This is a genomic window from Sanguibacter gelidistatuariae (assembly GCF_900096585.1).
GTDB classification, from domain to species: Bacteria; Actinomycetota; Actinomycetes; order Actinomycetales; family Cellulomonadaceae; genus Sanguibacter; species Sanguibacter gelidistatuariae.
The window spans coordinates 1-17,565 of record NZ_FMYH01000013.1 but is presented as its reverse complement, the minus strand read 5'-3'; the positions used below and the strand labels follow the sequence as shown (position 1 = coordinate 17,565).

Here is a 17,565-nt window from a genome sequence, read left to right as displayed (position 1 = left end):
GTCGCAGCCTTCAAGATCGCCACGTCCTCACGCAGGCGCCGGTTCTCGGCCTTGAGGCGCTTGATCTCCTCCAGCTCATCGCTGGTCACCCCGGGACGCCCGCCGGCATCGACGTCCGCCTGGGCGACCCACCGGCGCACCGACTCCCGGCTCACCCCCAGCTGCTTGGCCACCGCGAACGAGGCCGCGGTCAAGTTCTGGTACTCCCCGCGATGCTCGGTGACCAACCTCACGGCACGGGCCTTCAGTTCTTCGTCGATCTTCTTGGGCATGGTGCTCATTCTCCTGGACTCAAACAGGAGCGGCATCAAACCTGGGGCGCTTCAGTGCGGATGGAAGCGCTGAACGGGGCGTTCCGAGATCGCGCCGGTTGGGACGCGTTCACTTCGACGATCACCGCCAAGCAGCCCCACACGACAGCGTGGCTCGCCGGGGTGAGGCCACGACTCGAGCTGCAGACCACCGTGCGCGCCACACTCCCCGTGCACTACACGACTGCGGGTGCAGAGGCGGCCGCCGCGAGCTTGAAGTCGATGCTCGAGCAGCGTTCGGTCAGCCTCCGAAACAAGGACCGCACCAACCGCCTCCTGGGGCTCGTGCGTCTCCACCTCGCGGGCCGTGGCGAACCCCAGGGTCACAACCGTGATCCTCGCGGAGCTGCCAGCCTGCGCTGACAGGCGCCGGGCCCGCGTGTCGCATGCGCATGTGGTTCGGTCAGCCCACGGACTCGACGTGGAAGTAGCCGACGATCGTGGGGCCCTCGGTCACCACGATGATGTCTCCAGCCGTGACGTCGTGCGGGTATCGGTAGTCGCCCACGAGCCACCCCGCGTCTGCGGAAGACCGCCACGCGCCGGGCGTAGTCGGACGGACCACCAACGAGGCAAGCCGGGTATCTACGCTGAAGGGTGGAACGAAGCCGTTGGCCGCGTAGTCACGACCGGGCGCCGGAACGGGTGGGCCAGACCGCCGACCGCCTTGCTCGCCGGTCAGCCAGATCACGGTTCCATGGAAACCCAGAGGGTCGTACGGGTGCATTGGCACAGTCTTGCGGACCTTTGACTCGGGCGGCCGCCGCCGATCCACACGGTGACGCGTTGGACGCCCGGATCAGCGAAACGGCGCCACAATAAAGCCAACGCTATCTCATTGGGGGGCGAGCGCTCGCCGGGGCGCACAGGATCACGCAGCCGCACTGTTCAGACAATCGCGGGACACGTCTATGCGAATTGCGGGGTCGTCTTGCCAGGTGAGCAACACCCACATTGGGGCACTTCGCTGAGCCGGCGGAACCAACGCGGGGGCCCGAATCGCGACCGCAGCGCGAGGACCCCCTTACGGACCCGGCCCGACTTGAACGGGCTGCCACCCTCACCTGCTGCGGTCGGACGCACCCTTACCGGGTAGGCGCGCCTTGGGCGGGTTCAGCCTCGACTGTACACAGTGAGCGGCGCTCGGCATAGAGGAGCCCGGCCGCTCGCATGGTGGGTTGTCATACTGCAATCCCATAGGGCGCGTCGCGCAGCAGCGAATTGCAACCTCGGACGCCCAGCTATCCGGACGCGCACGATCGAGACGAGCATTATCTGGTGCCGCATCGACCGCGCACGCGCAACCGAATACAACAGTCACGAATCGCTTCCCGCCGAATTAGACACGATCCGATTCGAGCGGCCCGCATGGAATCCACGACCCGCTTCAACCGCACCGACCTACGTCAACAGCTCCCGCACATCCGTCGCCGTCAGCCCGGCCCCGCCCGCGGCACCGCCGTCGAGCACGCTCGCGAAGAGCTTGGACTTGGACGCCTTGAGCGCCATGACCTTCTCCTCGATCGTGTCGGTCGAGACCATGCGGTAGACCATGACGTTGCGTTTCTGGCCGATCCGGTGCGCACGGTCGACGGCCTGCGCCTCGGCCGCGGGGTTCCACCACGGGTCGAGCAGGATGCAGTAGTCCGCCGCCGTGAGGTTGAGCCCGAACCCGCCGGCCTTGAGGCTGATCAGGAAGACCTTGGTCTCCCCGGAGCTGAACCGCTCGATCGTCTCGGTGCGGCGTCTCGTCGACCCGTCCAGGTAGGAGTAGTCGACCGCGAGCTTGTCCAGGTGCTTGCGGACCCTGCCCAGGAACTGCGTGAACTGGCTGAAGATCAGCACGCTGTGCCCCTCGGCGAGGATGTCCTCGAGCATCTCGTAGAGGACCTCGAGCTTGGAAGACGGCACGTTCTCGTGCTCGGGGTCGACCAGGCTCACGTCGAGGCTTGCCTGACGCAGCACGGTCAGCGACCGGAACACCTCGAAGCGGTGCTCCCCGAACTCTTCGACCAGGCCGAGCACCTTGGTGCGCTCGCGCTGGAGGTACTTGTCGTAGAGCTTGCGGTGGCGGGAGTTGAGCACCACGTCGACGACCTGCTCCTGCTTGGCCGGCAGGTCCTTGGCGACGACCTCCTTGGTCCGGCGCAGCATGAACGGCGCAACCCGCCGGCGCAGCTTGTCGAGACGTTCCTCGGCATGGTCGTTCTCGATCGGGCGGGCGTAATACTCCTTGAACCGGGCCGGACTCGGAAACAGGCCCGGGCTGACCACGGAGAGGATCGACCACAGCTCCATGAGGTTGTTCTCAAGCGGCGTCCCGGTCAGCGCAAGCTTGAAGGGCACGGCGAGCCGACGGGCGCACTGGTAGGCGACCGACTGGTGGTTCTTGATGAACTGCGCCTCGTCGAGGATGAGCCCGTCCCAGGCCAGCGCGTCGTACTCCTCGAAGTCGAGGCGGAAGAGCGCGTAGGAGGTGACCACGATGTCCGCGCCGGCGACCACCTCGGCGAGCGGAGCACGGCGTCGGGCACGGGTCTCATGGATGGTGATCGTCTGCAGACCCGGGGTGAAGTGGCGCGCCTCCGCGGCCCAGTTGCCGACCACGGAGGTGGGCGCCACGACGAGGAAGGGCCGCCGCGGGGCGGCGCCATCGGACGCCGCGCGGACGTTGCGGTCGTGCTGGATGAGCGCGAGCGCCTGGATCGTCTTGCCGAGCCCCATGTCGTCGGCGAGCACGCCGCCCAGGCCGTGCTGGCGCAGGAAGGCGAGCCACTCGAAGCCCTCCTGCTGGTAGCTGCGCATGTGTGCCACGAGCCCGGCGGGCGGCTCGACGTGGTCGGGCTTCGCGCCCCCGGCGAGCGCGCCGAGGGAGGCCCGCCAGCTCTCGGCCTGCGCACCGACGAGGCCGTAGCGCTCGAGCTCCTCGAACAGTCCCGCCTGGAAGCGGTTGATCCGCAGCGGTCCACCCATCGTGTCCTGGAGCGCCCGCGCCTCCGCGATGAGGTCGCGCAGTGCGAGGAAACGGTCGTCGTCGAGGGTGAAGTGCAGCCCGTCGACGAGCAGGATGTGCGACTTGCCCTCGGCCAGCGCCTTGAACACGTCCGCGAAGGGCACGAACTGCTGACCTGCGCGGATGATGACGCCGAGATCGAACCAGTCGCGCTGGTCCGGCAGCTGGGACGTGGTGACGGTGACGTCGACGTCGTCGGTCAGGCGGTAGTCGACCCCTACGGCGCCGGAGTGGAGCTCGACGCCGAAGTCCGCCTCGGCGTCTGCCAGGAGGTACAGCGCCGGCAGCTCCTCGGTGAAGAACAGCGCCGTGTCCATCCCCCGCAGCTCTACCTGCCCGACGCCGACGCGTGCGCCGTGCAGGTCGGCCTGCGGATCCGGGGTGGGCACCCGCGGGGCGCGCCCCGCGAGGCGATCCAGGATCGCCGTCTCCGCGGCCAGGTCACGCAGCACCGGGTCGGGCACGGTGCCGAAGGGGACAGTGACCGTGAGGGGTGCGCCGTCGTCGTCCTGGGTGGCGTAGCGCCACTGCCAGGCAAGGTCGGCACCGTGGTCTGGGCGGTGCGTCACATCGAGCCACAGGCTCGGTCGGGGGCGCTCGGGGAGCGTGATCTCGGGATCGAGGCTGACGGCGTCGAAACGGTCCTGCAGGGTGGGGAAGACCCGGGTGAGGAAGCGTCGCTCGTCGGACCTGGGGACGGTGAGCGGGTCGAGGCGTCGCACGAGCGCGACCGTCGTCGCGTCGAGCGGTGACTCGAAGCGGGCCAGCAGGATCCTGCTCTCCTTCCCCAGCGCGCCGTGTGCCGGCCAGGTGAACAGGCCCGCGGGGGGGCTGCCCAGCAGCGTGACGTTGCGCGGTGCGCGGCTGATCTGGACCGGCGCGGAGTCGGGCAGCGGAACGGCGTCGGGCAGCGGGTCCGTGTCCGGCGCGGGCTCACCGGCGACCGGGGCGACGGGCTCAACGAGGTCGAGCCCCTGCGGGGACGGCGGGTCGTGGACGACGACCTCGGCGCTCAGAGCGAGTCCCTTCGCGGTGCGGGTGACCGTGAGCTCGGTCGTGGCCGGGCGGCTCGAGAAGACCAGAGGGGACTGAGCCTTGTCGGACTGGAGCAGCGGCAGTCCGGCTCGCCGGGCGGCGTCGAGCATGGCCCAGAGGCCGGAGCTTGGCAGCGCGTCGGCATAGAGCCAGGCCGGGGCCGCGAAGTAGCCGATGTCGGAGATCGACTTGGACAGGCCGAACAACGACCGGAGCACGTCCACGTGCCCCTCGGGATAGCCGCCGTCGCGGGCGTCGATGAGCCGCAGCTCGCTCCACGAGATGCCGGTGCGGGTCCAGCGTCCGCCGTCGCGCCGGAAGACTGGGCGCATGCCCAGGCGAGGTTCCGGGGAGACGGCGCGCGAGGACGCGCCGTAGCGCAACGGCTTGGACGGAGCGTCGACGATGAGCTCAAACTGCAGGCCGATCTCGGCCGCGGCACTGCGGTCCCACGGTTTGAGACGCCGCGCGGAGGCCGCCGATGGCTCGCTCGAGCCGGTCGGGGCGAGCAGCTCGGCGAAGGTGCGTTCCCACTCGGCCGTCTTGCGCGGGTGCGCGCCCGAGAACGCGGCGCTCTGAGTGACCGGCGGCGGCTCGGTGGGGTTCTGCTTGTCCAGGAAGGCCAGCAGGACGGCGGCGGTGTGCTTGCAGTTGAGCCGGACCGGGCAGGAGCACTTTCCGTATCGCGGGGTGGCCTGCTCGCCCGCGCTCGAGAGCTCCACGACGGTCACGTACTGCTTGTTCCCCGAACCGCGGACCTGTCCGACGATCGTGTCCCCGGCGCCGCTGCGGGCGACCGCGATGACGTGGCCGGTCTGGAAGTACGCCTCACCACGAGACATCGCGTCGGAACCGACGAGCTGGGAGATGTCTGCGGGTGTGAACACGGAGGCCATTCTCTCACCTGAGGCTGACAGGAGGCTCCTCCGTCCGGATCGGGGTGGTCGCGGTTGGTCCGGGGCGCCGCAGCGGCGTTGCGCAGATCAGGATTCCTCGACCCCGTCCTCGGCCTCCTCGGCGGCGCGTTCGGCGACGTAGTCGGCGAGGTAGGCGAGCATGTCCGGGGACGGGGTCGGGCCGAGCTTGAACTCCACGATGAGCTGCTCCCGCGAAGGGGCGGGGACGGCGTCGTCGTCGCGTGGGGTGGCGTCCTCTGCGGTCGCGACGCGTAGAGCGTGCAGCAACCACGCGACGTCGGTTGGGTCGACCGCCGCGCCCAAGGCGAGCTTGGCCTCGATCGAGGCGACCGTGATCGCGGAGGATCCGCCCTCGCTGGGTGCTGCGGTGTCCGTCATGACGGGTGTCCCCTTGTCGCGTTCGTTCCAGGTCCGGTGACCGGCTCTTTCGTGGCGAGCCTAGCCGAGCGGGCCCGGTCGCCCTATCCTGTTGCGTGGCTCACATGCCGGACACACGCTGGTAACACCGCACCCATAAGGTGCCTGCAATGACGCTCTCGCGTAGCCGCCGGAATCGGTGCCCGCCGAGGACCCGCTTCAGCCGTTCGCAGTCCTTGGAGGACACGATGCGCAGATTCCCATTCGTCGCCGCAGCTGCGACCCTCACGCTTCTTCTTGCCGGGTGCGGCTCGGGCGACTCCCCCAGCTCGGGCACCTCGAGCGCGGGGGCGGTCTCCTTCGACCCCACGTCGATCGCCAAGGACGCGACCATCGCGGCCCTCGTGCCGGAGTCCGTGGCAAGCACCGGCAAGCTCGTCGTCGGGTCTGACACGACCTATGCGCCGGCGGAGTACATCGGCACGGACGGACAGACCCCCGAGGGGTACGACGTCGACCTCGCCAAGGCGATCGGTGCGGTGCTCGGGCTGAAGACCGAGGTGCAGACCGCATCCTTCACCGGAATCATCCCCGCGATCGGCTCGAAGTACGACATCGGCATGTCCTCGTTCACGATCACCCCCGAGCGCGAGGGGCAGGTCAACATGGTCCAGTACTTCTCGGCCGGCGAGGCCTACGCAGTCGCCAAGGGCAACCCGAAGAAGGTGAACGGCGCAGACCTGTGCGGCCTGACCGTGGGCGTGGAGACCGGCACGGTCGAGGATGAGGAGCTCGACGCCCTTGTGGCCAAGTGCGCCGCGGACGGCAAGGACGCCATCACCCCGCTCAAGTACGACAAGCAGTCCGACGTCACGACTGCCCTCGTCGGCGGCAAGGCGGACATCATGTACGCCGACTCCCCGATCATCGCCTACGCCGTGGAGCAGACCGGCGGACAGATCGAGCAGCTCGGCGACGTCTTCTCCGGCGCCTCGCAGGGCATCGTCGTCTCCAAGGACGACCAGGCCCTCACCGAGGCCGTTCAACAGGCCGTGCAGAAGCTCATCGACTCGGGCGACTACCTCAAGATCCTCACCGCCTGGGGCAACGAGGTCGGCGCCGTGAAGACCGCAGAGCTCAACCCGAGCGTCAGCTGAGGACGACCGTGTCCACGACCGACGCCGGCCGGGCGGGCCCGGCAGGGCCGACGGAACCAGTGAAGCCGGCGGCCGACCAGGTCCCGGACCGGATCCACGCCATCCCGGTGCGCTACCCCGGCCGGTGGATCTCGGGGGCGGTCGTAGTCGTCATCGCGGCCATGGCCGTGCACGGACTCGTGACGAACGAGAAGTTCGCGTGGGGCACGGTGGCCGACTACCTGTTCAGCACTCCGGTGCTGCGCGGGGTCGTGTGGACCCTGTGGCTGACGGTCGCCGCGATGGCCATCGCGATCGTCTTGTCGGTCCTGCTCGCGATCATGCGCGGCTCGGCGAACCCCGTCATGCGCTGGGTGTCCTGGGCCTACATCTGGATCTTCCGCGGCACCCCGATCTACACCCAGCTCGTCTTCTGGGGCCTGATCTCGGTCCTCTACCCGCGGCTGAGCCTGGGCATCCCTTTCGGTCCCGAGCTCCTCGACTTCACCACCAAGGACCTTGTGACGGCCTCCCGGGCAGCGATCATCGGACTGGCCCTCAACGAGGCGGCCTACCTCGCCGAGATCGTGCGGGCCGGGCTGCAGAGCGTGGACCCAGGCCAGTCCGAGGCGGCCCGTGCGCTGGGGATGAAGAACACGAGGATCATGGGACGCATCGTCCTCCCCCAGGCCATGCGGGTCATCGTCCCGCCGACCGGCAACGAGACGATCTCCATGCTCAAGACGACGTCGCTCGTGCTCGCGGTGCCCTTCACCCTCGACCTGCAGTTCGCCACGAACGCCGTCGCGAACCGCATCTTCCAGCCGATCCCGCTCCTCATGGTCGCGGCGATCTGGTACCTCGCGATCACGAGCGTGCTCATGGTCGGCCAGCACTTCCTCGAGCGCTACTACGGCAAGGGATTCGACGTGCACCACGCACCGGGCGGAGGCGACGGCGGCCGACGGCGCGCCGCACGCCGCAGGGCACGCCAGGCCGCGATCAACGCGGCCGGGACCACAGCCGAACCGGGACCGTTGACGGAGGTGACGCCGTGAGCGCGGGTGTCCGGGACGAGACCCCGATGGTCGAGGTCGTCGACCTGCACAAGGAGTTCGGTGACGCGCACGTGCTGCGCGGGGTCGACCTCACGGTGCCGACGGGGTCGGTGTGCGTGGTCCTCGGCCCGTCCGGCTCGGGGAAGTCGACCGCGCTGCGGTGCATCAACCAGCTCGAGAGCATCACCGCCGGGCGCATCTACGTCGACGGTGAGCTCATGGGCTTCCGCGAGGGGACCCACCGCGGCGCTCCGGCGCTGTTCGCGCTGCACCCCAGGGAGATCGCCCGCCAGCGCACGAAGATCGGCATGGTGTTCCAGCGATTCAATCTCTTCCCGCACATGACCGCGCTGGGCAACGTCGTCGAGGCGCAGGTCCAGGTGCTCGGGCGGAGCAAGAGCGCGGCCCGAGCGCGCGCCGTCGAGCTGCTCGAGCGGGTCGGCCTGACGGACCACCGTGACCACTACCCCGCCCAGCTCTCCGGCGGTCAGCAGCAACGCGTCGCGATCGCCCGTGCCCTCGCGATGGACCCCGAGCTCATGCTCTTCGACGAGCCGACGTCGGCCCTGGACCCCGAGCTTGTCGGCGAGGTCCTGGCTGTCATGCGGTCCCTGGCCGAGACGGGCATGACGATGATCGTGGTCACCCACGAGATCGGCTTCGCCCGCGAGGTCGCCGACCAGGTGGTCTTCATGGCAGACGGGGTTGTCGTGGAGCAGGGCCTGCCCGAGCAGGTGCTCACGTCACCGCGCGAGGCCCGGACTCAGGACTTCTTGGCTCGGGTGCTGTGAGCGCGCCCCGCTGACGACCGACCTGAGCATCTCCTGCGTCTCCGGGTCGGTCGAGTACAGCAGCGTCCCGACCATCCCGCGGGTCAGCAGCACCTTGTAGACGTGACGGACCAGGCGGTCGAAGGTCGCGTCGTCGACCTTGGTCCGGGACCTGAAGTCGGGGTCCTTGTTGTGCTCGCGGCGCGCGACCCAGCCACCCGCTCCCCCGCGCGCCTGGGCGCGCCAGACGAGGTCCGGGCCGAAGATCACGCCGTTCCACGCGTACTCGAAGCCCTGCGCGGTGTACACGCAGCCGACCTGCTCGAACCCGCCCGGCTCGCTCGCCCACAGGGCCGACGGTGGTGCGTCGCCGATCCGCCGCTCGCCGTAGACGTTCCATGGCTTGGCCCAGTCGCCGATCCGCACGTCGTCGACGAGCGCGGCGTCGGGAGCGGACTTCGACCACGGCCAGCAGTAGCCGGCGGTCATCCGGGCGTTGGACCCCGCGTCGCGGTAGGCGCGCAGCCGCGCCTCCATCTCGTGAGGGGAGTCGACGACGTCGACCGCGAAGGTGGCCTCGTCCCGCCAGGGCGTGAGCGGGGCGTCGCGCAGCCCGAGCAGGGTCTGGACCCAGTCGACATAAGCGTCCGAGCCTCCCGCTCGGTACTGCGCCTTGAGGTTGACCGGCACGACGGGGAGGCCACGCAGGGCGGCGTGCGCGCGGATGTCGGCGACCGTGCCCATCTCGCCGGGGCGGACCACCTGGTGCTCGTCGAGGAGGAAGACGGGGACGCGTGCGGCGTCGAGCAGCTCGGTGATCTGCGGGCGGGCCCGCTCCCGGACGGCCTTGACGGTGTAGCGGTTGACGGACTGCTCTCGGATGCGGTGCGCCTCGTCGAGGATGAGGACGTCGAGGCCGTTGGGTTCGGCGTCGATGAAGGAGTTGAAGTACTTGAACAGCGACTTTGTCCGGGTCGAGCCCTTGCCCGCAACGTGGCGCATGGTCGTGGTGAAGCTCTTCGACCCGGTCGCGTGCAGCACGGTCCGGCCCTGACGCGCAAGCTCGCCGAGCAGAGACAAGGCGATGACGGACTTGCCCGATCCCGGGCCGCCGGTGATGATCACGGCGGTCTTGGTGTCCGCCGATCGGGCCTTCTCGACCGCCCGCAGGACGAGCTCGTAGGCGACGCGCTGCTCGTCGAGGAGGACAAACTGCTCGCGCTCCTGGATCTGCTTCGCCGCGACGGTCAGCAGCTGCTTGGACGGGGCGATGGCCGACTGGAGGAACAGGTCGGCGGCATGCACACCTGGCTCCCCCGGGGCGAGCCGGGTGCGCAGGTAGTCGTGGAGCTTGCCGCGGGTCTGCCCGGTGAACATCGGCGCCAGGGCGAGCGCCGGGTTGTCCCAGAGATCGGCGACCATCCCGTCCGAGGCGTTGTGCAGATAGGCCGTGGCCGCGAGCGCGTCCGGGTCGGTTGCGAAGATGCGCATGAAGTCGCGCAGGTACTCCGCGTAGCCGGCGACCTGGATGCTGGGGTGCAGGACCGGGCGGTAGGGCGCGCCGTCGACGTCGACGAGCATTGCGGAGTCCTCCCAGCGTCGCGCGGTGCTCCACTGCTTGAGCTCGACGACGACGTACGAGGGCTCCCCTGTGCGCGGGTGAGTCCCCGCGAGGATGACGTCAGCCCGCTTGGACGAGAGCGGCAGCCGGTGCTCGAGGATGACCTCGGTCTTGTCCAGCCCGGCGTCGCACAGGTCCCGGGCGAGTGTGGGGATCGAGCTGCGCCACGAGCGCAGCTCGCTCTCCCCGGCGCGCCCGAGGCCCTGGGCCGCGAGCTGGTCGGCGAGGTGGCGCTCGACGATCGAGGAATCCTGGGCGGTCATGGTCACCAACGAGCCGGCACTGAAACGAACAGCAGACAACGGAACACTTCCCCCGGGCAGCACGAATAGTCGTGCGGAGGGGGCATGTCCGGCGCGCTCGGTCTGGCGTGGGCCTGAGGCGAGCGCGGGGAAGTCCGTCGGTACCGCTGGGAGGACATTAGCGCGAGGCGAGGTCACCTCTTCGAAGGCGCGCGGACACTCGTGACGGCGGCCTACAGGACGCCAGATTTGTGACTTCCCGGTCACCTACGCCATGCTCACACCACATAACCGAAGAGCACAGCGGAACGACAGGCTTCCACCTCTGGGACATGCCTCCACCCGCCCCGAATGGGACGAGGCATGTCATGACGAGTTGGGTGCTGTCTATCGACGCGGAACACCCCCACCACTGGGACGTCGCCAAGCGCGATCTGATCTGGGACTTGCGCACCCGCCGAAACATCGAGCGCGGAGACACCGTCTACTTCTGGGTGGCCCAGCGCGGGCTCGCGGGGCGCGGAGTCGTGACAGCTGACGTCGTCGACTCCCCACCGATGGGGCTTCCGTGGGATGACGCGCACGAAACCCGGTACCGGGGGCGGATCGGATTCTCCAGGCTCGAGGACTACGACGGGCCCAAGCTCACCTGGACCGAGCTCAGCGCTGGCACCGGCCTTGGTGGCGCGGCACACCTTGCACCGAAATCCTCGGACAGCGTCGTCGAGGCAAACCTGGCCGCCCTCTTTGCGAGCGGGGCACCAGACCAGGTTGCCATGAGCCAGACGGACGAAGAAACACTCTCGGTTCTCAACCACCCCGACGCCGACTCACTCAGCGAGGATCGACGCGAGCTGGCTTTCGCCCAGATCCGTCTACGACAGGGCCAACCAGCATTCCGCAACAAGTTGCTCAAGGCGTACCGCAGGTCGTGCGCAGTCACCGGAACCACGACAGACGCCGTCTTGGAGGCGGCGCACATCTTGCCGTACCGCGGCGTGCACACCAACACTCTGTCGAACGGCATCCTGCTCCGCGCCGACGTCCATACCTTGTTCGACAGGCTGCTGCTGACGATCGTCCCTCGACAGAACGGGACTCTCGTCACCCGGACCTCCCCCTCACTCGGCGGGCACTACGCGGCCTTGGACGACCAGGCTCTGGCCGTCGTGCCGTCGCTCAGCGCAGACCTTCCCTCGCATGAGTTCCTCGGCGCGCATGCCGCACAATGTGGCTGGCTTGAAGACTGAGGCGTCGCGTGGCCGGCGTACCCGGCGTGACGCTCGAAGTGCGGCTAGAGATCACCGCAGTGGTCGACGAGGGCTTCGACGAAGCCGCCGTGCGGACCGTTCGTGAGAATGCCATGCAGTTGAAGTTCGAGCAGTACGGCTTCGAAGAGTCCTGACCGGCGACATGTCAGTGCCTCCTGCCAGCATGTCCGCATGACGGAGGAGGTGATGAATATGACCAAGCCGACCAAGGCGCAGCTGTCCAAGGCTGCGACGACGCTCGCAACGGACAAGTCGTCGAAGGCTGCGAAGTCCCAGGCCGGATCCACTCTGGGCAAGGGCTGATGTGGTGTGGGGACCGGCAGCGCTGGTCCCCACACGGGTCTACCCGCCCGCACCGATGCGCATCGCCCGTACCCCTCAACTCACCGGAGGACGCCTTGATCATCTTCATCCCGTTCACCAAGGATCTCGATCGCGGTGCCTTCAGTTACGTGAGGCGTGCATCGCTGCCTACTTCTCCCTCGTGACCCACCGAGTGGAAGTTGATGAGCTCACCGAGTCGGTCGCGCGTCCGGGACGCCGTTACCCCATGTCAGCGATGCCGCTCGCCCGGCTGGCAGTCGACCTCAAGTACCAGGGGAACGGCTTCGGGAAGATGGTCCTCTTCGAAGCTGTCACGCCTGTCAGAGGCTGCGCAGAGCATCGGCTTCGAGCTAATCATCGTCCATGCGCTCGATGAGGATGCGGCAGCGTTCTACTGAAGTTCGGCTTCCATCGACTCGCGAGGCAGAATCTCATTGACTCTGTGCAGCCGAAGTACGTACAGTGACTGCACGGAGGAACCATGAACACATCAGCAAGCGGCCGTGACTCACGGCTGAACATGCGCATCGGGACCGACGCTCTCGAGATCATCCGTGAAGCCGCCTCATCCCAGCAGCAGGACGTGACGTCATTCGTCCTCGGGGCCGCGATGGAACGCGCCCGGTCTGTCCTCGTCGAGGAGCGCATCCTGCGCCTCACCCACGCCGAGTTCGCCCAGGTCAATACCGCACTCGATGCGGAACCCCAGCCCATCCCTGAGCTCGCAGCCCTCGTTCGCGAGATGAAGGGCCGCCGGCTCTCGACCAAGGCTTCGGTCCAGGCCTAACACCCACCCCCTTCGCTGAGCGCGCTGGATTGGCTGCCCAAACCGGACTCGAAGCAGCCGGTTGAGCGCACTCAGCGAGGGTGGAGCTATAGACGAAGCGTCCTGACGGTCAGCCGAGCTCGACCGGGAGGGACTCGTCGGCCGTCCACTCGCTGAGCGAACCGTCGTAGACGGCGACTTCGACACCCGCCGCAAGGAAGGCGGCGAAGGCCGGAAGCGTCGCCGCGATGCCACCGCCGCAGTAGGTGACGGCGCGCTGCGCGTCGAGCACTCCCTGCGCCTGGAGCTTCTCGGTGAGCTGGTCAGTCGGGAGGAACCGGCCGGTCGCTTGGTCGAGCAGCGTGTACAGCGGCAGGTTGACGCTGCCGGGGATGCGTCCGCGTCGCGCGTAGGGGCTCAGCTCGGACTCGCCCACGAAGGTCGCGGGGTCGAGGGCGTTGACCACGACCGTGCCCTCGGGCGCGGTGGCGACCCCCGGCAGAGTGGCCTCGAGCTCGTTCTTGGTCGCCACGAGATGCGACCGGAAGTCTGGGATGAAGACCGGCGCGGCAGCCTCTGCGGCTGCTGCGATGTCGGCGTCGCCTGCCGCAACCGGGTGGCCGGCAGCCTTCCAGGCACCGAGACCGCCGTCGAGCACCGAGACGCCGTCGTGGCCGAAGAGGCGGAAGAGCCACCAGACCCGGGTCGCCCAGGCGGACCCGCCGGTGTCGTAGACAACGACGTGGGTGTCGGAGCCGACACCGAGGTCCTGTGCTGCCTGCGCGAACTGCTCCGGGCTGGGGATGGTGAACAGCTGCGCGGCGTCCGGGGCGGAGAGTGCGCCCGTGACGTCAGCGAACAACGCGCCGGGGATGTGCTCGCCGAGGTACTGCTCGTATCCGTTCGATGCGGTGTACGGCGCCGCCTCGACCGTGGTGTGCAGGAAGGTCGTGGCGTCCAGCACGCGGATCGGCGCACTCGGCGCGGCGAGGGCGTCGTTGAGCTCGGCGCTCGAGACGAGGGACGGGAGCAGGGCAGTTCCTGTCGACATGGGAAGCAACCTTTCGGGGAGATCAGTCTGTGCGGGCGGCCACGAGGCCGTCTTGAGCAGGCTACGTCGCGCTAGAGAGGGTCACCTAGGCGTTTGATTAAAATCTCAACTACTGGTCTGCAGGTCCGCTGGTCGGATCCCGTGCCCGCCTGCGGGGCCCGCTCGAGACACCGCACCCAACTACGCACTGCGGCGCTTCAAGGTCACCGCTCCCAGTCCCAGGAAGCCGATGACGAAGGCGCAGATCACCGCGACGTCGCCCCAGATCTCCGGGACCGGCTGAGTCGACACCCGGGTCATCGCGTCGACCGCATAGGTCAGCGGCAGGGCCCGCGAGACCCACTCAAGCACCTCGGGCATCTGATCGCGCGGCACGAGCAACCCGCACAGCAGGAACTGGGGCAGCACGACCGCCGGCATGAACTGGACCGCCTGGAACTCCGACCGGGCGAATGCGCTGACGAACAGCCCGAGGGACATCCCGAGCAGGGCATCGAGCACCGCGACAAGGACGAGCAGTCCCCACGGCCCGGCCAGGTCGAGCCCGAGCGGTCCCACCAGTAGCAACGACGCGAACACCGCCTGCCCTGCAGCCAGCACCCCGAAGGCGATCGCATACCCGCCAAGGAAACCGACCTTGCTCACCGGCAGCGTGAGCAGCCGCTCGAGCGTTCCCGACGTCCGCTCCCGCAGCGTCGCGATCGACGTCACCAGGAACATGATGAGCAACGGGAACAGTGCCAGCAGCGCCGGCGCGATGGACTGGAACACCGGCGCGCCGTCGTACACCCACCACAGGAGGGTGAGCAGCGCACACGGCACGACGAAGATCATCGCTAGGGTGCGGGGGTCGTGCCGGAGCTGGCGCAGCACACGGTTTGCGGTCGCGATCATGGCGCGACCGCACCGCCGACGAGCGCGAGGAACGCCGCCTCGGCCGTGGTCGTCCCGGTCTGCGCGAGCAGCTCGGTCGGACTGGACTGCACGACGACGGCACCCTCGCGCAGCAGGACCACCTCGTCGCAGCGGGTCGCCTCATCCATGACATGGCTCGATACGATGAGCCCGACGCCGCTCGACGCGAGCTCGGCGAACAGGCCCCACAGCGACGCACGGAGCACCGGATCGAGGCCAACCGTCGGTTCGTCGAGGACGAGCAGCTCGGGACTGCCGAGCAACGCCGTCGCGAGCCCGACCCTCGAGCGCTGCCCACCCGAGAGCTGGCCAACAAGCTGGTGGCGCACGGGGGTGAGGTCGACGCGCTCAAGCGGCGTCGCGGCGTCGGGCACGCCGAGAATGCGCGCGAAGTAGCGCAGGTTCTCTTCGACCGTGAGGTCCTCGTAGACGCTGGGCGCCTGCGTGACATAGCCGATGCGGCGGCGCAGGCCCGCGCTGCCGACGGGTTCGCCGAGGACGGTCACCGTGCCGGAGGTGACGATCTGGACACCGAGGATCGCTCGGAGCAAGGTCGTCTTACCCCCTCCGGACGGGCCGAGCAGGCCCGTGACCGTTCCTGCGGCGAAGGTGAGGTCCAATCCATGGAGCACCTCCCGGCGTCCGCGGTGGACCACCAGGGAGTCGACGACGACCGTCGGGGACGTGGACATCCGGGACCGGTCCTGAGATCCGCAGGTTCTCTGCTAGACCTTGCGGCCCTTGGCGAAGTACGAGATCGGGCCGATCCAGTTGACCAGCAGCGCGATGCCCCAGACGAACTTGGGGCCCTCCACCTGGTCGGCAGGGCGCTTGATGAGGTCGCGGTACGCGGCCGCGGTGAGGGTGAGCTGCGCGAGGCCGATGACGATCATCCCGGTCTTACGCTTGCCGCTGAGGTCTTTCCAGTGGGTCTTGTGGGCCATGTGCGTCATGTGAGGCTCCTGGCTAGTGGGGATGGCGCGCGCGGCGCCTGTACCGTCCACGCTACTGCGCAGGAGGAACACCGCGCATGGGCAGTTCGTCCGGCGCTGGCCTTCAGCTGCTGGCGGTACCCGCGGTCGTCGCGACCATCACGGCGGCCATCGTCGCGGAGTTCACGGCGTCGATGGCCTTGCGCACGGCGGTGTCGGCGAGGCCGCTCGGGACCACGAGCTTGGCTCGGCGACGCAGCTCACGTGCGCTGACCTCGCCAGTCCCGAGGACCTTGGGGACCTGGTCGACAGCGCGCAGCAGCGCGATGAGCGCAGCCTCCCGTTCTGTCGGCTCTCGCCCGACGACAAGCACCTCGCGCAGTCCTGCGCGCATCTGCTGCGCGTGGCTGCGATCGACCGCAGGCCACCGCTCGGTCGAGAAGATCCCCAGCACGCGGGCTTGTTCGAAGCGAAGGATCCTGCGGTCGGCAAGTCTTGCGTAGAGCGCTCGGCGCAGGTCCTTCTTGAGCTTGGGCAGCAGGCTCTCGGGCTTCTTGGGGCCCGCGGCGAGGATCCGGCTCAGCGCTTCGTCAAGGATCGGGTCCCCGACAGGCCGTGCGTCGCGCACAATCAGTCGTCCGGACTTGACGGGGTCCCCCGGCCCCGCGACGTCGACCCGCGCGGCGACCGCGAGGTCAAGCAGGACGGCTCCGGCCAGGACCAGGTCGAGCCGTGTGACGTCGACAACGGGTTTGCCGGTCACGTCCTCGGTGAGCAGCAGAAGGATCTGTTCGGCGAGGATCATGCGCCCATGGAACCACAGGTTGGCCTTGGGTGGGCTGATGAGGTGCTGCCAGTCACAGGCGGGCCGTGGCTCACCGCTTCCGGGGCTTCCGCGTCCCTGAGCGCTCAGGCCGACGTCTCGCTTGCGCCCTTGATGACCTCCGCCATCACACCGCGCACGGCCTCGAGCGGCGGCTGCACGGACCGTTCCACAGGAGGCGCCGCGAGGAGTGCGTCCGCGCGGCGGTCGAGCGCGCGCACCTGAGGGGAGGAATCCTTGAGACCTGGTTCGCTCAGCGCTTGGCCGACGGCGCTCACCGCATTCAGCAGCACCAAGAGGGACAGCTCGTGATCACTCGGCGCGCGCTTAACGGTGAGCACGTCACGAAGACCGGCTCGCACCAAGTCCTTGTGCCCAGAGTCAGTCACCAGCCATCGCTGGGACGGGAAGAGTCCCCATCTCCGGTGAACAGTGGGACGCACGAACCCACCGTCGGCCAGTCGCGCGTAGACCTGCTCACGGAGGCCCCTTCCCACCCGCCACAACGCGACCGCAGGGAGGGAGGGAGTTTCCTTCAGCAGGACTGCCAGCCCTCGGTCGAGCAGGGGATCGCCCACGGGTCGAGAGTCGCGCACCACGATGTGGCCGGTCTCTGCAGGATCGGTGGGACGCGCGACGTCGATGCGCCCACTGGCCGTCAGCTCGAGCAGAACGGCCCCTGCCAGGGCGAGGTTGAGGGGCTCATCAGAGTTGCGGTGGGAGGAGCAGCCCGCCGGCGACCAGCAGCATGCGTAGTCGGTAGTGATCGCCGTTGCGATATCCGCGTGCGATGCGCCGGTGCAGTTCGATGATTCCGTTGATGGCCTCCGTGCCGCCGTTGTTGGCGCGGTCGGTGCTGAAGTAGCCGAGGAACTCCTTCTTCCAGCGTCGTAGGGTCCGCCCGAGCCGGGCGATTTCGGGGATCGGGCAGGTATGGAACGTCTCCAGGACCGTCTCGGCCAGCGCCTTGCCCTCGGTGGTGTCCTTGGCCCGGTAGGCCCCTCGGAGCTGTTGGTAGCAGCG

18 protein-coding genes are annotated in these 17,565 nt (G+C 68.5%); 7 read left to right on the top strand and 11 right to left on the bottom strand.

Annotation, left to right across the window (positions count from 1 at the left end; all coding sequences use genetic code 11):
• Positions 1-272: transposase (locus BLQ50_RS18040; RefSeq protein WP_175559183.1), on the bottom strand; the 272-nt coding region annotated here is incomplete at its 3' end.
• Between the two features lie 162 nt (positions 273-434).
• Between BLQ50_RS18040 and BLQ50_RS18035 the strand changes: the two genes are divergently transcribed.
• The gene (locus tag BLQ50_RS18035; RefSeq protein WP_217629212.1) at positions 435-674 is read left to right on the top strand and encodes a hypothetical protein; all 240 of its coding nucleotides are present in this window, start codon (positions 435-437) and stop codon (positions 672-674) included.
• 1,038 nt (positions 675-1,712) lie between these two features.
• On the opposite strand, the gene BLQ50_RS18025 is transcribed toward BLQ50_RS18035, so the two are convergent.
• Both BLQ50_RS18025 and BLQ50_RS18020 read right to left on the bottom strand, forming a co-directional pair.
• A complete protein-coding gene (locus BLQ50_RS18025; RefSeq protein ID WP_139185875.1) occupies positions 1,713-5,246 on the bottom strand; it encodes a DEAD/DEAH box helicase in 3,534 nt (1,177 codons plus the stop codon).
• A gap of 96 nt (positions 5,247-5,342) precedes the next feature.
• Positions 5,343-5,654: a hypothetical protein gene (locus tag BLQ50_RS18020; RefSeq protein WP_093186866.1), complete on the bottom strand. Its 312-nt coding sequence runs from the start codon at positions 5,652-5,654 to the stop codon at positions 5,343-5,345.
• A 227-nt stretch (positions 5,655-5,881) separates the two neighbouring features.
• Between BLQ50_RS18020 and BLQ50_RS18015 the strand changes: the two genes are divergently transcribed.
• Genes BLQ50_RS18015 through BLQ50_RS18005 form a run of 3 tightly spaced genes read left to right on the top strand, consistent with a single transcriptional unit; the run spans position 5,882 to position 8,618 of the window.
• A complete protein-coding gene (locus BLQ50_RS18015; RefSeq protein ID WP_093186863.1) occupies positions 5,882-6,790 on the top strand; it encodes an ABC transporter substrate-binding protein in 909 nt (302 codons plus the stop codon).
• Between the two features lie 59 nt (positions 6,791-6,849).
• Positions 6,850-7,827, top strand: a complete 978-nt coding sequence (locus BLQ50_RS18010; protein WP_245701364.1) for an amino acid ABC transporter permease — start codon at positions 6,850-6,852, stop codon at positions 7,825-7,827.
• A gap of 26 nt (positions 7,828-7,853) precedes the next feature.
• Complete coding sequence (locus BLQ50_RS18005) at positions 7,854-8,618, top strand: amino acid ABC transporter ATP-binding protein (RefSeq protein WP_093186878.1); 765 nt, start codon at positions 7,854-7,856, stop codon at positions 8,616-8,618.
• On the opposite strand, the gene BLQ50_RS18000 is transcribed toward BLQ50_RS18005, so the two are convergent.
• Complete coding sequence (locus BLQ50_RS18000) at positions 8,571-10,481, bottom strand: DUF2075 domain-containing protein (RefSeq protein WP_093186860.1); 1,911 nt, start codon at positions 10,479-10,481, stop codon at positions 8,571-8,573. The genes BLQ50_RS18005 and BLQ50_RS18000 overlap by 48 nt on opposite strands.
• A gap of 347 nt (positions 10,482-10,828) precedes the next feature.
• Here BLQ50_RS18000 and BLQ50_RS17995 point away from each other — a divergent pair, with 347 nt between their 5' ends.
• From BLQ50_RS17995 to BLQ50_RS17990, 3 genes are all read left to right on the top strand, one after another.
• Positions 10,829-11,710 (top strand): HNH endonuclease, encoded by an 882-nt coding sequence (locus tag BLQ50_RS17995; RefSeq protein WP_217629211.1) that lies wholly within the window; start codon positions 10,829-10,831, stop codon positions 11,708-11,710.
• Between the two features lie 8 nt (positions 11,711-11,718).
• Positions 11,719-11,865: a hypothetical protein gene (locus tag BLQ50_RS18745; RefSeq protein WP_175559194.1), complete on the top strand. Its 147-nt coding sequence runs from the start codon at positions 11,719-11,721 to the stop codon at positions 11,863-11,865.
• A gap of 671 nt (positions 11,866-12,536) precedes the next feature.
• Complete coding sequence (locus BLQ50_RS17990; RefSeq protein ID WP_093186853.1) at positions 12,537-12,842, top strand: type II toxin-antitoxin system TacA family antitoxin; 306 nt, start codon at positions 12,537-12,539, stop codon at positions 12,840-12,842.
• A 109-nt stretch (positions 12,843-12,951) separates the two neighbouring features.
• Here BLQ50_RS17990 and BLQ50_RS17985 read toward each other — a convergent pair whose 3' ends face one another.
• The 7 genes from BLQ50_RS17985 to BLQ50_RS18740 all read right to left on the bottom strand — a co-directional run.
• The gene (locus BLQ50_RS17985) at positions 12,952-13,872 is read right to left on the bottom strand and encodes a sulfurtransferase (RefSeq protein ID WP_093186850.1); all 921 of its coding nucleotides are present in this window, start codon (positions 13,870-13,872) and stop codon (positions 12,952-12,954) included.
• Positions 13,873-14,052: 180 nt separating this feature from the next.
• Complete coding sequence (locus BLQ50_RS17980) at positions 14,053-14,766, bottom strand: ABC transporter permease (RefSeq protein ID WP_093186848.1); 714 nt, start codon at positions 14,764-14,766, stop codon at positions 14,053-14,055.
• Positions 14,763-15,479 (bottom strand): ABC transporter ATP-binding protein, encoded by a 717-nt coding sequence (locus BLQ50_RS17975; protein ID WP_093186845.1) that lies wholly within the window; start codon positions 15,477-15,479, stop codon positions 14,763-14,765. Before BLQ50_RS17975 ends, BLQ50_RS17980 begins: the two co-directional genes overlap by 4 nt.
• Before the next feature lie 33 nt (positions 15,480-15,512).
• The gene (locus BLQ50_RS17970) at positions 15,513-15,740 is read right to left on the bottom strand and encodes a PLDc N-terminal domain-containing protein (protein WP_245701362.1); all 228 of its coding nucleotides are present in this window, start codon (positions 15,738-15,740) and stop codon (positions 15,513-15,515) included.
• Between the two features lie 103 nt (positions 15,741-15,843).
• Positions 15,844-16,524, bottom strand: coding sequence for a GOLPH3/VPS74 family protein (locus BLQ50_RS17965; protein WP_093186842.1), 681 nt, complete (start codon positions 16,522-16,524; stop codon positions 15,844-15,846).
• Positions 16,525-16,628: 104 nt separating this feature from the next.
• Complete coding sequence (locus BLQ50_RS17960; RefSeq protein WP_245701363.1) at positions 16,629-17,204, bottom strand: GOLPH3/VPS74 family protein; 576 nt, start codon at positions 17,202-17,204, stop codon at positions 16,629-16,631.
• A 43-nt stretch (positions 17,205-17,247) separates the two neighbouring features.
• The coding region (locus BLQ50_RS18740; protein WP_175559193.1) for a transposase at positions 17,248-17,565 on the bottom strand (318 nt) is incomplete at its 5' end.

Excerpts from the sequence above, each read along its gene's own strand:
- BLQ50_RS17980 (WP_093186848.1), bottom strand. The coding sequence starts at position 14,766 with ATGATCGCGACCGCAAACCGTGTGCTGCGCCAGCTCCGGCACGACCCC.
- BLQ50_RS18020 (WP_093186866.1), bottom strand. The coding sequence starts at position 5,654 with ATGACGGACACCGCAGCACCCAGCGAGGGCGGATCCTCCGCGATCACG.
- BLQ50_RS18015 (WP_093186863.1), top strand. The coding sequence starts at position 5,882 with ATGCGCAGATTCCCATTCGTCGCCGCAGCTGCGACCCTCACGCTTCTT.
- BLQ50_RS17995 (WP_217629211.1), top strand. The coding sequence starts at position 10,829 with ATGACGAGTTGGGTGCTGTCTATCGACGCGGAACACCCCCACCACTGG.
- BLQ50_RS18005 (WP_093186878.1), top strand. The coding sequence starts at position 7,854 with ATGGTCGAGGTCGTCGACCTGCACAAGGAGTTCGGTGACGCGCACGTG.
- BLQ50_RS17985 (WP_093186850.1), bottom strand. The coding sequence starts at position 13,872 with ATGTCGACAGGAACTGCCCTGCTCCCGTCCCTCGTCTCGAGCGCCGAG.
- BLQ50_RS18000 (WP_093186860.1), bottom strand. The coding sequence starts at position 10,481 with ATGACCGCCCAGGATTCCTCGATCGTCGAGCGCCACCTCGCCGACCAG.
- BLQ50_RS17970 (WP_245701362.1), bottom strand. The coding sequence starts at position 15,740 with ATGACGCACATGGCCCACAAGACCCACTGGAAAGACCTCAGCGGCAAG.
- BLQ50_RS17975 (WP_093186845.1), bottom strand. The coding sequence starts at position 15,479 with ATGTCCACGTCCCCGACGGTCGTCGTCGACTCCCTGGTGGTCCACCGC.
- BLQ50_RS17965 (WP_093186842.1), bottom strand. The coding sequence starts at position 16,524 with ATGATCCTCGCCGAACAGATCCTTCTGCTGCTCACCGAGGACGTGACC.
- BLQ50_RS17990 (WP_093186853.1), top strand. The coding sequence starts at position 12,537 with ATGAACACATCAGCAAGCGGCCGTGACTCACGGCTGAACATGCGCATC.